The following is a 13,897-nucleotide window of genomic DNA, read 5'->3' as shown; positions in this document are numbered from 1 at the left end:
CCAAGTTCGTTTAGAACTTATACCAAACATCAAATTTTAAACCTAAATTAATAAAGAAAAGAATGAGAGAGAAACCGTAAATGACGTTAACCTGGTGCAGCGATGCTTTAGAAGTGTCCTGTGCTCACTTTATCAATCAAAATTACAATCTAATAATTAATCGTATTTATGAGAAAATGCAACATGCGGTGGTTTAGTCCGCAAAGAATGAAAAAGCATCTGGCTTTTGCTTTGGCAGTTAGCCTGATAGCTATGGTACCTGTGAGTGCCTTCGCTCAAGTACTAAAGATTTCAATGACGAAGACAAACGTATCCATCGAGAGTGTACTGCGTGAACTTGAAAAACAAAGCGAGTATACTTTCTTCTACAATGACAATCAGGTAAAGCTGAACAAGAAAGTATCCATCAATGTGTCGGATGCTCCGATCGAAACTGTACTGAACGAAGTATTCAAGAATTCGGGATACACTTATAAGATCGTGGATAATCAGATCGTAGTATCTACTGTGACTGCAGCTGCCAAGGATGTGCAGGCTGTTCAACAGCAGAAGCAGAGAAAAATTACCGGAGTCGTGAAAGACGCAATGGGTGAAGCCATCATCGGAGCATCTGTAGTAGAAAAAGGTACTATCTCTAATGGTACCATTACTAATATTGAAGGTGAATTTACCCTGAATACTGCCGGTAAGGAGCTTCAGATTACTTATATCGGTTACGTACCTCAGACCATCGTACTTAAGCCGGGAGTTAACAATTACAATGTCATAATGAAGGAAGATACAAAAACTTTGGATGAAGTTGTAGTTGTTGGTTATGGTACTCAGAAAAAGGTCAACCTGACAGGTGCAGTATCTTCTGTTGGAGCAGATGAATTGAAAGAACGTGTAAATACAGACGTATTGGCTTCTGTACAAGGACAGGTTCCGGGAGTAACCATCATATCTCGTCCGGGATCTACTCCATCAATCAATATGCGTGGTCGCGGTAACTTGGGAACTTCTTCTCCTTTGTTTGTTATTGACGGTGCAATTGCTGATGCTTCTTTCTTTTCAAGCCTTGATCCGAATTCGATAGAAAGTATTTCGTTTCTGAAAGATGCGGCATCTTCTGCAATTTACGGTTCTCGTGCAGCTTATGGCGTTGTATTGGTAAAAACAAAAGGTGGTAAAGAAGGTGATTTGAAGATCAGTTACGATGGTTCGGTTGCAGTGAAGATGGCAACTTATACACCCGATGTATTGAGTTCTGAATGGTACGCACGCTTGAGCAATGAAGCTGCTCTGAATGAAAACCCGAATACAAGCACGCTTCCTTATACTGATAAGGAGATACAAATGTTCCGTGATGGTTCTAATCCGGATATGTACCCGAATACGAATTGGTATGATTTAGTATTGAAGGATGAAGCTGTCATGACGAAACATTCTGTAAGCTTTAGTGGTGGTAATAAAGTGAAGTATTTCACTTCATTAGGATATATGTATGATGATAAATTTACTCCTGGTGCAAAAAGTGAACGTTATAACTTGACTACCAACATTTCTTCGGATATTAAGTCTTGGTTGACAATGCGTTCTAATATCAATTATATCCAAAGTACTTCTGATAACGACAAAGGAGGGGTTATTTATACACACTTGCTGACAATCCCGTCAACTTATGTTGCTCGCCATAGTAACGGTGAATGGGGTAGTTATGAAGGTGGAAAGCCTGCTGCAACAGTAAACATGGAACGTAACCCTTTACGCCGTTTGGAAGAAGGAGGATGGTCGAACAGCAAGACTGAAAATACTTTGATAAATCTGGCCTTAGATATTAAACCTGTAAAAGGATTGGTATTGACTGGTGAAATGATTTATAAAGCCTGGGATTATAAATCTAAGACTTATACTGCAAATAAGAATAAAATTAAGGATTTTCAGACCGGTACTGAACTGAATGGTACAGATGTAACCAACTCTAAGATGGAATACAGCTGGGAAGAAAACAGTCGCCTTACTTATAATGCATTGGCCAATTACGTTTGGAGTAACGAAAAACATAATGTGAATGTTTTGGCTGGTGTATCTTATGAACATTATAAATATCAGAAACAAAAATCATATCGTCTGAAATTCCCGACTAATGGTATGACAGACATGAATGGTGGTTCAAGCGCACCGGATGATACTTATGCTGAAGGTGGAAGTAACGAAGACAAGTTGATGTCTTACTTTGGTCGTGTAAATTATTCATTTATGGATCGTTATTTATTGGAGGCCAACATCCGTGCTGATGCTTCTTCTCGTTTCCATAAGGATAATCGTTGGGGCGTTTTCCCTTCATTCTCTGCAGGTTGGCGTATTAATCAGGAAGGATTCATGCAAGATATCAACTGGATCAATAACTTGAAGGTGCGTGCATCTTGGGGACAGTTGGGTAACATCAATAACGTAGGTCAATATGATTATTTCTCTTCTTATCAACAAGGGGGTAACTATAACTTTGAGGATGTCATTGTTTCGGGTATCGTAGAATCTAAACCAGCCAATCCGACTTTGGGATGGGAAACTGTTACTATCACTGATATCGGTGTGGATTTTGATATTTTCAATGGCCTGTTGAGCTTTACAGCTGATTATTATAACAAAAAGACAGATGATATCCTGTTGTCATATCCGAGTCCGAAAGAAATCGGTATCGGCTCTGATTTCAAGGTTTCACAAAATATTGGTACGGTAAGCAATAAAGGTCTGGAACTGAGCATTACACATAATAAAACTCTGGGTGACTTTGCGTATACAGTTGGTTTTAACATGAGTAAGAACTGGAATAAGGTTACCAACCTGGGAGCTAATGACCCGATTATTGAAAGTCCGTGGATTAAGAAGGTTGGTTATGCAATCGGTACCTTCTATGGATATCGTTCTGACGGTTTGTTGACTCAGGAGGATATTGATGCTGGTAATTACATCACTGATGGTTTGGTACCTCAGGCTGGTGATATTAAATATGTAGACTTGGACGGTGATGGTAAACTTACCGATAAGGATAGAACTTATATTGGTTGTGATGTACCTGATATTACTTATGGTGTGAATTTGAATCTCCGTTATAAAGGATTTGAATTAAGTATGTTCGGTCAGGGAGTTACCGGTACAAAAGTAAACTTCAGCATGGAAAATGCTTGGGCATTCTCGGATTATGCAAGCCCGCGTAAATATCATTTGAAGAGATGGACGGTAGATAATCCTAATCCGAATGCAGCTTATCCGCGCATTTATCCCCGTACAAGTAAACATTCAACTTATAACCAATATTTCTCTGACTACTGGTTGTTCGATGCCGATTATTTCCGCATCAAGAATATAACTTTCGGATATTCTTTCCAGAAGCCGGTATTGCAGAAGTTGAGCCTGGAGGCATTGAAGCTTTATGTTGCGGCCGAGAATCCGTTTACTATTCGTGCTGACCACCGTATGGAAGATTTCGACCCTGAAACAGCTTCAGGACGCGGCGTTAATACTCGTGGTACGTCTTCGATTGCTTTTGGTGTAAATCTAACATTCTAACATTATTGATTATAAAAGATGAAAACTATAAATAAATTATTCAAGGGTATATTCCTTTGCACTTTAGTTAGTGTAAGTGTTAGTAGTTGCGACTTGGAAGTGGAGCCGCCTGCTAATATTGCGGCCGAGACATATTGGACATCTGAAAAAGATGCTTGGTATAATCTGAACTCAATTTATTCTGCAGCAATTCCGGGTATCGGTATTTACGGAGATGCTTACTCGGATGATGTATATTGCCAATATGCACACGAGTCTAAGGCAAAGATATTCCAACAAGATGGTTTTAGTCCTCTATATGACGAAGGCTGGAACTTTGAGACAATCCGTAAGGAGAATTTATTTTTGCAGAAAGTCGGAAATTGTGAGATGGATGAATCTTTGAGAGAAAGATTCAAGGCAGAGGTGCGTGCAATGCGTGCATGGACTTATCTGGGCATGACTATGACATTCGGTAAAGTGCCTTTGATTACTGAGGTGTTGGATTATAACTCGCCTAATATTCCGCGTGACGAGGTAAGTGTGATTCGTGATTTTATTATGAAAGAACTTACTGAGGCTGCTGCAATATTGCCTGAGAAATATACCGGTGGTTATCCGAATGAAAAGGGACGTATCACAAAATATGCTTGTTTGTCATTGAAAGCAAGAGCGGCTCTGTATTTTGGAGACTACGCTTTAGCAGAAACTACAGCCAAGGAAGTGATGGATAAGGGAGGCTTCTCTTTGTTCAAGATTTCTTCTTTATCGGAAGCACAGAAGAAAGAGGCAGAAGAAATGAGTTTGTATATTGATTTTGAAGAAAAAGGAATCGATAAAGACGAATTCATTAAGGGTATGTTTAATTATGAAGCTTTGTGGCATACAGAAAATGCTAATCCGGATAATCCCGAATACATTATGACTCGTCAATATGCTGCTTCCAGTTGGGATTATCAAGATATGACTCGTTATACAAGTATGCGTCCGAATCAGTTGGGTGGTTGGTCTTCTGTAACTCCGACACAGAATCTGGTAGATGCTTATTGGGGAGTTGATGGCCACAGTGTACCGCAGTTGCCTACTCCGGAAGAACGTGCTAAAGCTTATAACCAGATTAAGGCAGACTTGGATGCTTATCAAAAACCCGAAGGAGAAGCTAAGTTTATCGCTTTCTGTCAGGAAAAGATAAAGAATGGAACATTGAAAGATTACAAATATATTCAGGAGTTCCGTAACCGTGATAGCCGTATGTATGTTTCTATCTTGATGCCATTCAAGAGTTGGTATGAATCTAATTATGGAGATAAGTTTGTGTATGAATGGATAAAGAATGGTAATAACGAATCAAAGACCGGATTTAACTTCCGCAAGATGCTTTCATTGGAAAATGATGCTAATGGCGACGGACAGGCAACCGGTGATTATCCTTGTATCCGTTATGCTGAAATTTTATTGATTTATGCTGAAGCGCATACACAGACTACTGGGTATGATGCTGCAACAGAAGCAGCTTTAAATCAGTTGCGTGACCGTTGTGGTATGCCGGATGTTCCTTCTGGTTTGAGCAAAGAAGAAGGTTTAAAACTGATTCAGAACGAACGTCGTATTGAATTGGCTGGTGAAGGCTTCCGCGGTGATGATATGACTCGTTATAGTGACGATTACTGGAAAGAGCACATGAACAATGTACCCATCATGACTCCTGACGGTGATACGGAACTTACAATGAAATGGAGTTCTCGTATGCGTCTGAAACCAATTCCGCAAACAGCCATTGACTTAAATCCGCTATTGGCTGGCGATCAAAACCCGGGATATTAATTTAACACAGATATCTCTTAATTAAAGGTTGAAAAAAAGGGATCGGTTTTAAAACCGGTCCCTTTTCTTGTTTTTATATAGTTTTAATTATTTTCCCATGCTCCTCTTGTAAAATCCGGTATTTCTACCGGAATACTACCGTTTAATACCGATTGCTCGCTTAGTTCTGTGATGCATGACCATTCGGCGGCATCGTATACATCCATATCCAATGGGAGTCCGTTGCGCAGGCAATGAATCAAACGGCAATCCATGACATAATTCATTTCATTGGGCAGATTTTTCCGATGGGCTTCTGCACCGTAAGTAGCTGTAAAAGGGTGTTTGTAGCGTTCCATAATATCTTCAAGCGCTTTTCCTTCGAGAGGAGCACTTGCATCGGGCTCAAGGGCGATACAGGGAACGGGATACTTCTGGGCAAAGCCTTCCGTACCACAGATTGTATGGAGGCGGCTGTACGGGCGTGGAGTGACGACATTATACTGAATCATGATACTCTTGCCTTTCATTGTGTGAATCAAGGTGGTGTTCATATCTCCCAACCGATACTTTTGACGGGCTTCGGGAGAATTTTCTCCGAATGTCTTACGGGCGTACGACGTCATGCCGGCTTGCAGACTTGATAATGAAACGAGATAATTCATGCGGTCGCCCCGGTGAATATTCAGTACCTGGCAAATGGGGCCTAAGCCGTGAGTAGGATAGGGGTTACCGGTATGCTCTATGCTATATTTCCTCCCCCAATGATTGTGAAATCCTCCTTTACTTTCGTCGGCGAAGTAGATAGAGCGCAGATCATGTATGTATGCTCCCTCTACGTGCGTTATCTCTCCGAATACACCCTGTTGTGCCATATTCAGTGTGGTCAGTGCAAATGGATCGTAGCAACAGTTTTCAAGCATCATACAGTGTTGCCTTGTCTTCTCGGCTGTATCTACCAGCTTCCAGCATTCTTCTACGGTCATGGCTGCCGGAACTTCGATAGCTACGTGTTTACCGTGTTCCATAGCATAAACTGCCATGGGAGTATGTGTCAGCCAATCGGTACAGATAAACACCAGGTCAATATCATTCCGTTCACACATTTGTTTCCATCCATCCGGTCCGGTATAACCATCCGGCTGGGGATAGCCTGCTTCCCGGAGAATTTTCTGCGCTTTAGTTAGGTTACCTTCCCTGATTTCGCAAAGTGCTTTAATTTCGATTCCTTCGATTTGCAGATAACGCTGTAAAGTCAATACACCTCTATTGCCAAGCCCAATGAAAGCAAGGCGCACAATGGGCATGGGAGGATGTGCCAGTCCGAGCACATGTGTTTGTGAAGGAGTTCTCATATGTGGTTAGGATGTTAGGGTTATATATAAAAAAAGAGAATCTAATTTCTCAGATTCTCTTTAGAGCGGAAGACGGGGCTCAAACCCGCGACCCTCAGCTTGGAAGGCTAATGCTCTATCAACTGAGCTACTTCCGCAATTTTTGTGGGCAAAGATGGATTCGAACCACCGAAGTCGAAAGACAGCAGATTTACAGTCTGCCCCATTTGGCCACTCTGGTATTTGCCCTTTTGTTTGCTTTTGAGTCCCTTTGCTTTCTCTTAAGTAGGTTTGTTTCTCAATTGCGATGCAAAGATACAACTATTTATTTAAACTCCAAACAAAATCGATCATTTTTATTGCAGTAATTGCACATTCGTCTCCTTTATTACCCAGTTTGCCACCGGCTCTGTCTTCTGCCTGCTCCATAGTGTTGGTGGTAATTAATCCGTAAATAACTGGTATATCGCCAGTTGCGTTCAGTTGCGCTACGCCTTGTGTCACTCCCATGCAAACATAGTCAAAATGTGGAGTATCTCCTTTAATTACGCAACCAATGATAATAATTGCATCTATATCGCTATTTTCCATCATCTGATTAGCACCGAAGGTAAGTTCGAAACTTCCGGGGACTGTCTTTACCAGGATATTTTCTTCTTTGGCTCCATGTTTCTTCAAAGTTTTCACTGCTCCGTCCAGCAGGGCACCGGTGATGTTAGCGTTCCATTCGGAAACAACGATACCGAATTTCATTTCTTCTGCATTCGGAACTGAATTAAAATCGTAATCAGATAAGTTATGATATGCTGTTGCCATAATATATATGTTTTTGGTTGGTTTAAAAAAAGCTACCCAGGTTCGTTTGGGTAGCTTTCTATATAATAAGGTATATACCCCGTTATTATTTTTTCAGCAGTTTGGCTTGCTCGATGTACTTATCGATGTCCATAGCCTGATAAGACTGGAAGTATTTGTCTTTGATCTTGGTGAAGGCTTTTACAGCATCATCGTTTTTGCCTTGCTTCATCAGGATTTCTCCGGCTTGCAGTAGGAAGATGGGGCTCAGAGTGCTGTTATCAGCATTGTCTGCTGCTTTCAGAAGGGTTGAAGCTGCTTTGTCGAGTTGGCCTAACTGAGCGTAGCAGTTGCCAATGGCACCCTGAATGGCAGGAGCCACCATCTGGTCGTCTCCGCTGAAGCCGTCGAGTGCTTTGATTGCTTCGTCATATTTACCTAAATTCTGGTAGCAGATGCCGGCGTAAGCTTTTGCCAGGTTGGCTGCTTTGGTTCCGCTGAATTGATCGGCTACTTTCAGGAAACCGATAGAACCGATACTATCACCGTTCAGTGCCTGCTCGTATGCGCTTTGTTCAAAGTACTGTTCGCTTTTGAAAAGAGCAGCCTGCGCTTTTTCTTCACGGGGTTCTGCATAGAAATTCTTGTAGAGGATCACGCCTGCTACGATTACGATTACGGCTACAACGGCGCCAATGATTGCTTTTTTGTTTTTAACAAGAAATGCTTCCGACTGTGTCAGTGCATCTTCCACATTCAGTTCGTTGTTGTGGTTCTTTTGTTCTGCCATTTTTATATGATTCTTTTTGTTATTTTTTCAACTGGATATTTTGGTCAGCAAAAGTAGTTTTTTTATATATATAAACGAAATTTAGAGGCATCTTTTTTTGTTTTACGGCCTAAAACCCCGAAAATCTTTCTACTTTTGTAACCAAACTCAATGTGCATACATGATACTGAAGCGTATATCTATACTGAATTATAAGAATCTGGAGCAGGTGGAACTGAATTTCTCGGCTAAGTTGAACTGCTTTTTCGGACAGAACGGGATGGGAAAAACCAACCTGCTCGATGCTGTCTACTTTCTGTCTTTTTGTAAAAGTGCCGGAAATCCGATTGATTCGCAGAATATTCGTCACGAACAGGACTTTTTTGTGATTCAGGGGTTCTACGAGGCGATGGACGGAACGCCTGAGGAGATTTATTGTGGAATGAAGCGCAGGTCGAAAAAACAATTCAAACGCAATAAGAAAGAATATTCCCGTTTGTCGGATCACATCGGATTTATTCCCTTGGTAATGGTTTCGCCGGCCGATTCGGAATTGATAGCCGGTGGTAGTGACGAGCGGCGCCGGTTTATGGATGTGGTTATTTCACAGTATGACAAAGAGTATCTGGATGCTTTGATTCGTTACAATAAAGCATTGGTGCAACGAAATACGCTGCTGAAGAGTGAACAGCCGGTGGAAGAAGAATTGTTTTTGGTTTGGGAGGAAATGATGGCACAGGCCGGTGAGGTGGTGTTCCGGAAGCGGGAGGCATTCATCAGTGAGTTTATCCCTATATTCCAGTCATTCTATTCGTATATCTCGCAGGATAAGGAGCAGGTAGGGCTGACTTACGAGTCACATGCAAGGGGGGCTTCTCTGCTTGAAGTCTTGAAGGAGAGTCGGGTACGGGATAAGATTATGGGATATTCACTCCGGGGGATACATAAGGACGAGTTGAATATGTTACTGGGTGACTTTCCCATTAAAAGGGAAGGTTCACAGGGGCAGAACAAGACTTATCTGGTAGCGTTGAAGCTTGCCCAGTTTGATTTTCTGAAACGTACGGGAAGCACGGTGCCTTTGTTGCTGTTGGATGATATTTTCGACAAGCTGGATGCTTCGCGCGTAGAACAAATCGTGAAGTTGGTAGCGGGTGACAATTTCGGGCAGATTTTTATAACGGATACAAATCGTGAGCATTTGGATCGTATATTATATAAGGTAGGCAGTGATTATAAAATGTTCCGTGTAGAAAACGGGGCAATTAATGAAATGGAGGAAAAAGACCAATGAAACGGAATGATGCGGAGCCTATTGGCAAACTGATTCAGAAATATCTACGTCAAGAGAGTCTGGAATCTCCACTGAACGAACAGCGTTTGCTGGATTCGTGGGAAACAGTGTTGGGACCTACTATAATGTCGTATACAAGAGATTTATATATTCGTAATCAAGTATTATATGTGCATTTGACTTCTGCTGCCCTTCGTCAGGAGTTGATGATGGGAAGGGAACTGCTGGTTCGTAATCTTAACCAGAAAGTCGGTGCTACGGTGATTACTAATATTATTTTTCGCTGACAACCGTTATCTCTACCAAGAACTTCTGTCCTGAGTGGATAAAGCCTCTGTTTCAGTGAAACGTTGTTTGCTTAATATTCCAGGAATGGAATCGTATCTATGACCGGCATTTTCAACTCTTTCAGCTCTTTGCAGGCTCGGTCGTAATAGACCGGATTTTCTAAATCGAGATTGTTGTGTGCATCCAGTCCGATGATGGCTGTACATCCTTCATTGGCCGCAATGTGCCAAAACTGTGGACAGGGATAGGTCATTATTCCCCGGGCTTCATTGGTGGCCATATAACCGACATTGTATTCCAACGGGATGTTTAGTCGTGCCGCAGCCCGGCAGATGTGGCGGCTAATGCTGGTACAATGTGTATCGAATTCCGGATAGGAGCGCATAAAGAGGTCGGGGTGGGCCAGATAGGCGAATAGTCCGCTCTCCATTCCTTCAATAGAGCTTTCCTCATAGAGGTCGAGCATGTCCCGGTTGGTAGTGTGGTGTCCGAAGTATGGAAACTTTTCGTCGGTGTGGTAATGATGGTTCCCAAAAAGGATGTAGTCCAACCGGTACTCTCTGATGATTTCTTTCAGCCAATGGGTGTATTCGGGAAAATATTCACATTCCAATCCGATTCTGATACTGATCCGGTTGCGGTATTTTTCTTTCAAGGCGCGGATACTTTCTACATATTCCGGTAATTCTTCCGGCAGCATACGTATATCCGATACAAAGTCCGTATGATACTTCCACGGACTATGGTCAGAGAAGCCCAGTTCTTGAAAACTACCTTTGATAGCGCTGCGCACATAGTCTTCGTCGTCTCCTACGGCATGCATACAGCGAGTGGTATGTGTATGATAATTCGTTTTCATTGCGCTATGACGGTATCCATGCGGAAGTCAAATTCTTCTGCAGGAACTTCTTCAATCAATTGAAACGGGAAACAAATTCCGGCTTTGGGTGCCGCAATCTGAGGGAGTAAACGGTCATAATAACCTTTGCCGCGCCCTAAACGATGTCCGTGCCGATCAAAAGCGACACCCGGAATGACTGCCAGATCGATCGCCCGGTAATCGGTGAACCGTGTTCCTGTCGGTTCGGCAATGCCATACGAATTTATGGCAAGATCCTGAGGGCCTGTGTAGACACGTAGTTCCAATTCGTCACCTATCACTACGGGAAGTATAATTTTCTTTGACCGGCTCCATTTCTCAATGAAGGCGTGAGTCTGTACTTCGTCCTTCATTGAGTGATAGAGCAGTATGGTATGCCCTTTTTGGAATTCAGGGTATGCTTCAAGGGTGGTTAGCACCTTCTCCGACAATGCCTTAAGCGTAGAGTCGGAGTATTTCTTCTTCTCCTGTGCTATCCACTTGCGCAGTTGTTTTTTTCTTTCCATCTTTCTTTTCCTCCTTTTGAGGTTCTACGCTGACGGGAGCCTTGGGGAATGCTTCTCCGCTCTCAAGCAGTTCGACAGCCTTTTTCACAGTCTGATCGCTTTGGTTGAGATATTGAATATAGGCTTCTTTTCCCAGCATATTGTAGATGATATTACCGTAAATGCTCTTTTCCAGCAATTTATATGATTTCTGAATCAGAATATTTCTCCGTTTGACTCCTTTGCTGTCAGCATAGCGTATGAACTGTTCGACCAGTCCCTGGCGGCGCAGGTAGTTCAACAATGATTCTTCATCTTCATATTTCTTCAGCTTATCGCGGTTGTTATCCGTATAGTGGAACGTGAACTGAATGGTAAGTCCCTTACTCAGTACCTCGGTCAGATATGAAGTAACTCCCGTTGTATCTTGTGGAACGAATACATCCGGCATGATACCGCCACCACCGTATACCGGACGTCCCAGAGCTGTAGAGTAGCGCAGATTTTCGTCGAGCTTGATACTGTCTTTCGAGAAGTATTCTCCATGTTCATAACGCGTCAGCCAATCCATTTCGTAGTTGCGGTCTTTGCCATTCTGGTAAGGGCGTTGGATACAGCGTCCGGATGGAGTATAATAGCGGGCAATGGTCAGGCGGATAGCTGAGCCGTCGCTGAAATCGATGGGTTGCTGTACCAGACCTTTGCCGAACGAACGGCGTCCTACAACCATACCGCGGTCGTTATCCTGGATAGCACCGGTAAAGATTTCACTGGCTGAAGCCGAACCTTCGTCGATCAGTACGATGATAGGCATCTTCTGGCAGCTGCCTGTTCCGTTGGCAAACTCGTCGGCACGAGGGTATTTGCGTCCTTCTGTGTATACGATCAGTTTACCTTCGGGCAAGAATTCGTTGACCATGCGCACTGCAGCTTCCATATATCCTCCTGTGTTGCCACGTAAGTCGATGATCAGTCCTTTGCAGTTCTTGTGATTTAGTAAGGCAATGGCATTCAGCAACTCAACATGTGTAGTACGTCCGAATTTACTAACTTGTATATAGCCGAAGTCATCTGTCAGCATGTATGCCGCATCGATGGTATTTTGCGGAATGTCACCACGTGTGATTGTGAAGTTCAAAAGCTCTTTTTCCGTAGCGCGCTTCACGCCCAGTTTCACTTGAGTACCCTTCGGCCCTTTCAGAGTGCGCATCGCACGTTCGTTGGTCACTTTTTTCCCTACAAACAAACTGTCGTCTACCATCACGATGCGGTCACCTGCCATCAGTCCTACTTTTTCCGAAGGACCTCCCTGAATAACGCTGTTCACGTGTATGGTGTCGTCCTGAATAGTGAACTGGATACCGATACCGCTGAAGCTGCCTTCCAGTTCCGATGTCACTTCTTCCAGGTTTTGTGCCGGAATGTAAGTAGAGTGGGGATCCAGCTCTGCCAGAATCTGTGGCATTGCCTTTTCCACAAGGTCGGCCATGTTGACGGTGTCCACATACTGGTCATCGACAATGCGCAGCAAAGCATTCAACTTGTTCGAAGAGCCGTTGATAATGCCGAGTCGGTTGCCGGCAAAGTGTTTGGCATAAAATGTACCTATCAGAATTCCGATTACCACACTGATAGCAATGATGACAGGGGTAAACCGTGAAGAGTTCTTTGTACTCATATCTTTTTTATGGTTATTGGCTACGGACGACAAACTACCGGGGAGCTGCGTTGTAGTCAGTTGTTTATGTATGTTGTTTCATTTTTCACTCGTATCGACGAAAACGACCTCGATACCTGCACGTTTCAGTAACTCTATTCCGTCTTCCAGGCGGTAGTGCTCAGAGTACACCACTCGTTTGATGCCTGCCTGTATGATCAGTTTGGCACATTCGATGCAAGGTGAAGCAGTGACATACATCGTAGCACCGTCACTACTGTTGTTGGAACGTGCTATCTTGGTGATGGCATTGGCTTCAGCATGCAGAACATAGGGCTTGGTGACGTTGTTATCATCTTCACAAACGTTCTCAAAGCCGGATGGTGTTCCGTTATATCCGTCTGAGATAATCATTTTGTCTTTGACAATCAGTGCTCCTACTTTACGGCGTTGGCAATAAGAGTTTTCCGACCAGATGGAAGCCATGCGGATATAACGCTTGTCCAAATCTGATTGTTTGCTGTTTGCTGTGTCCATTCGCTGCTATATTATTTATTCTTGTCCTTATCCACATGAAATACCAGGCATAACTCTCTTCCTCCTTCATCCTTATAATAGATAAAGAGGTTGTCATAATTCCCTTTGTACGAGGTAGCCCTGTTGAGGCCTTCGACAAATTTGTTGCTAAATCCCAACGGATCACTTTCAGACCCTTTCACGGAAGCTGAGAAAGCATTGCTTTCGCCATTGGCGCTCCAGGTTCCGGTGTAGGAATGTGACAAAAGCGTTCCGTTAAACTTTCCGCTGATGACATTGTCTGTGGTCTCCCCTTCGAATTTGATTGTGTATGCACCTTCTTTATTTATGTAATTCTTGATAGATTGTTCATACTTGTCTTTGTCACCCCAGAAATCATAAGGTTTATGTTCGTTCTTCTTGGTAATATACGTCAATTTCCATACTTTTCCGGTAAAGATACCATTCACATCGTCCGAATCGTTGCATCCACTTACAAAAGGGAGCATCAAAAGTAATAATAATAAGTATTTATATTTCATTTC

12 protein-coding genes and 2 tRNA genes are annotated in these 13,897 nt (G+C 42.8%); 4 read left to right on the top strand and 10 right to left on the bottom strand.

Annotated elements, in window-relative coordinates; all coding sequences use genetic code 11:
• Positions 1-168: 168 nt before the first annotated feature.
• Both KO473_RS14300 and KO473_RS14295 read left to right on the top strand, forming a co-directional pair.
• Entirely contained in the window at positions 169-3,552 is a 3,384-nt protein-coding gene (locus KO473_RS14300; RefSeq protein WP_216035132.1) for a TonB-dependent receptor, read from the top strand.
• 18 nt (positions 3,553-3,570) lie between these two features.
• On the top strand, positions 3,571-5,355 hold the full coding sequence (locus KO473_RS14295) for a RagB/SusD family nutrient uptake outer membrane protein (RefSeq protein WP_005818560.1): 1,785 nt from the start codon (positions 3,571-3,573) through the stop codon (positions 5,353-5,355).
• 83 nt (positions 5,356-5,438) lie between these two features.
• Here KO473_RS14295 and KO473_RS14290 read toward each other — a convergent pair whose 3' ends face one another.
• From KO473_RS14290 to KO473_RS14270, 5 genes are all read right to left on the bottom strand, one after another.
• Positions 5,439-6,689, bottom strand: coding sequence for a Gfo/Idh/MocA family protein (locus KO473_RS14290; protein WP_005818561.1), 1,251 nt, complete (start codon positions 6,687-6,689; stop codon positions 5,439-5,441).
• Positions 6,690-6,753: 64 nt separating this feature from the next.
• Positions 6,754-6,826 (bottom strand) — tRNA-Gly (locus KO473_RS14285).
• Positions 6,827-6,834: 8 nt separating this feature from the next.
• Positions 6,835-6,917, bottom strand: a tRNA-Tyr gene (locus KO473_RS14280).
• A 72-nt stretch (positions 6,918-6,989) separates the two neighbouring features.
• The gene (gene ribH / locus KO473_RS14275) at positions 6,990-7,484 is read right to left on the bottom strand and encodes a 6,7-dimethyl-8-ribityllumazine synthase (RefSeq protein WP_005785230.1); all 495 of its coding nucleotides are present in this window, start codon (positions 7,482-7,484) and stop codon (positions 6,990-6,992) included.
• Between the two features lie 85 nt (positions 7,485-7,569).
• Positions 7,570-8,253 (bottom strand): tol-pal system YbgF family protein, encoded by a 684-nt coding sequence (locus KO473_RS14270; RefSeq protein ID WP_005775687.1) that lies wholly within the window; start codon positions 8,251-8,253, stop codon positions 7,570-7,572.
• A 160-nt stretch (positions 8,254-8,413) separates the two neighbouring features.
• Here KO473_RS14270 and KO473_RS14265 point away from each other — a divergent pair, with 160 nt between their 5' ends.
• Both KO473_RS14265 and KO473_RS14260 read left to right on the top strand, forming a co-directional pair.
• On the top strand, positions 8,414-9,526 hold the full coding sequence (locus tag KO473_RS14265) for a DNA replication/repair protein RecF (protein WP_005775688.1): 1,113 nt from the start codon (positions 8,414-8,416) through the stop codon (positions 9,524-9,526).
• Positions 9,523-9,813 carry a DciA family protein gene (locus tag KO473_RS14260; protein WP_005775689.1) on the top strand — a complete coding sequence of 97 codons (291 nt, stop codon included), beginning with the start codon at positions 9,523-9,525 and terminating at the stop codon, positions 9,811-9,813. The genes KO473_RS14265 and KO473_RS14260 overlap by 4 nt, the downstream gene beginning before the upstream one ends.
• A gap of 71 nt (positions 9,814-9,884) precedes the next feature.
• Here KO473_RS14260 and KO473_RS14255 read toward each other — a convergent pair whose 3' ends face one another.
• From KO473_RS14255 to KO473_RS14235, 5 genes are all read right to left on the bottom strand, one after another.
• A complete protein-coding gene (locus KO473_RS14255; RefSeq protein WP_005818562.1) occupies positions 9,885-10,673 on the bottom strand; it encodes a histidinol-phosphatase in 789 nt (262 codons plus the stop codon).
• Positions 10,670-11,200, bottom strand: coding sequence for a 5-formyltetrahydrofolate cyclo-ligase (locus KO473_RS14250; protein WP_032537335.1), 531 nt, complete (start codon positions 11,198-11,200; stop codon positions 10,670-10,672). Before KO473_RS14250 ends, KO473_RS14255 begins: the two co-directional genes overlap by 4 nt.
• On the bottom strand, positions 11,130-12,857 hold the full coding sequence (locus KO473_RS14245) for a S41 family peptidase (RefSeq protein ID WP_005818565.1): 1,728 nt from the start codon (positions 12,855-12,857) through the stop codon (positions 11,130-11,132). Before KO473_RS14245 ends, KO473_RS14250 begins: the two co-directional genes overlap by 71 nt.
• 78 nt (positions 12,858-12,935) lie before the next feature.
• Positions 12,936-13,373 carry a dCMP deaminase family protein gene (locus KO473_RS14240; protein ID WP_005785242.1) on the bottom strand — a complete coding sequence of 146 codons (438 nt, stop codon included), beginning with the start codon at positions 13,371-13,373 and terminating at the stop codon, positions 12,936-12,938.
• Positions 13,374-13,384: 11 nt separating this feature from the next.
• Positions 13,385-13,894: a DUF4847 domain-containing protein gene (locus tag KO473_RS14235; RefSeq protein WP_005818567.1), complete on the bottom strand. Its 510-nt coding sequence runs from the start codon at positions 13,892-13,894 to the stop codon at positions 13,385-13,387.
• Positions 13,895-13,897 lie beyond the last annotated feature (3 nt).

Source organism: Bacteroides sp. HF-4919 (assembly GCF_018860125.1).
This window is presented reverse-complemented; position numbering and strand designations above follow the sequence as displayed.

Bases quoted from the DNA above. Each gene is read 5' to 3' on its own strand.
- KO473_RS14300 (WP_216035132.1), top strand. From the start codon at position 169: ATGAGAAAATGCAACATGCGGTGGTTTAGTCCGCAAAGAATGAAAAAG.
- KO473_RS14295 (WP_005818560.1), top strand. From the start codon at position 3,571: ATGAAAACTATAAATAAATTATTCAAGGGTATATTCCTTTGCACTTTA.
- KO473_RS14290 (WP_005818561.1), bottom strand. From the start codon at position 6,689: ATGAGAACTCCTTCACAAACACATGTGCTCGGACTGGCACATCCTCCC.
- ribH (WP_005785230.1), bottom strand. From the start codon at position 7,484: ATGGCAACAGCATATCATAACTTATCTGATTACGATTTTAATTCAGTT.
- KO473_RS14270 (WP_005775687.1), bottom strand. From the start codon at position 8,253: ATGGCAGAACAAAAGAACCACAACAACGAACTGAATGTGGAAGATGCA.
- KO473_RS14265 (WP_005775688.1), top strand. From the start codon at position 8,414: ATGATACTGAAGCGTATATCTATACTGAATTATAAGAATCTGGAGCAG.
- KO473_RS14260 (WP_005775689.1), top strand. From the start codon at position 9,523: ATGAAACGGAATGATGCGGAGCCTATTGGCAAACTGATTCAGAAATAT.
- KO473_RS14255 (WP_005818562.1), bottom strand. From the start codon at position 10,673: ATGAAAACGAATTATCATACACATACCACTCGCTGTATGCATGCCGTA.
- KO473_RS14250 (WP_032537335.1), bottom strand. From the start codon at position 11,200: ATGGAAAGAAAAAAACAACTGCGCAAGTGGATAGCACAGGAGAAGAAG.
- KO473_RS14245 (WP_005818565.1), bottom strand. From the start codon at position 12,857: ATGAGTACAAAGAACTCTTCACGGTTTACCCCTGTCATCATTGCTATC.
- KO473_RS14240 (WP_005785242.1), bottom strand. From the start codon at position 13,373: ATGGACACAGCAAACAGCAAACAATCAGATTTGGACAAGCGTTATATC.
- KO473_RS14235 (WP_005818567.1), bottom strand. From the start codon at position 13,894: ATGAAATATAAATACTTATTATTATTACTTTTGATGCTCCCTTTTGTA.